The organism is Clavibacter sp. MX14-G9D (assembly GCF_032917815.1).
Lineage (GTDB): Bacteria > Actinomycetota > Actinomycetes > Actinomycetales > Microbacteriaceae > Clavibacter > Clavibacter michiganensis_K.
In genome coordinates, this window is sequence record NZ_JAVCVL010000424.1 from 1 (window position 1) to 716 (window position 716).

1 protein-coding gene is annotated in these 716 nt (G+C 70.5%); it reads right to left on the reverse strand.

The window, feature by feature from the left end:
* Positions 1 to 21 precede the first annotated feature (21 nt).
* Positions 22 to 716, reverse strand: a 695-nt coding sequence (locus tag Q6969_RS16090; RefSeq protein WP_317231338.1) for a hypothetical protein, incomplete at its 5' end; no start/stop codon positions are given.

Sequence of the window (716 nt, forward strand, 5' to 3'; positions counted from 1 at the left end):
CCGGCGTGTGCCGGGTGGGTGCTACTTGGTGTTGACGGTGATCTTCGCGATGCCGACGACGAGCTCGTCGGTGACGGCGTCGGTGCCGAAGGTGGTGTTCAGCAGGGCGGCGGCGTCGGGGCTGACCTTGACGGTGGTGCCCTCGAGGACGGCGTTGTCGCCCTCCATCTGGAGCGGGTTCAGGGTCGTGCCGTCGAGGTTGAAGATGTAGACGTCGTTCATGACCTCGCCGCCGCCGACCTGGACCGAGCCCGTGAGGCGGCTGGTGCCGGGGTCGATGACGAAGTCGGTGAGCTTCACGACGGTGTCGCCGGCGGTGAGGCTGATGCCGGATCCCTCGTGGTCGATCTCGCCCTGGACGTAGGGGCGGTAGTCCATCTCGGGGTCGTAGTAGTCCACGTTGCCGCCGGTGATGGGGAACGCGAGGGTGCCGGTGGCGCCGTCGAGGGTGGCGGTGCCGATGACGCCGGGGGTCAGGCCCAGGGTCGTGAGGGCGCCGGTGAAGCCGGAGTCGAGGGTGACCTGGGTGTCGACGCCGGTCAGGGTCGGGATCGACGCGAGCGGCGTGGGGTCGGCCTCGGTCGTCGCGGACGCGGACGGCGCGGCGGAGCTGGAGGACGAGGGGGTCTCGGCGGGGGTCGAGCAGGCCGCGAGGCCGACGACGAGGAAGCCCGCGGTGGCGAGGCCGAAGACCGACTTGGTGAGGTTGCGCATGA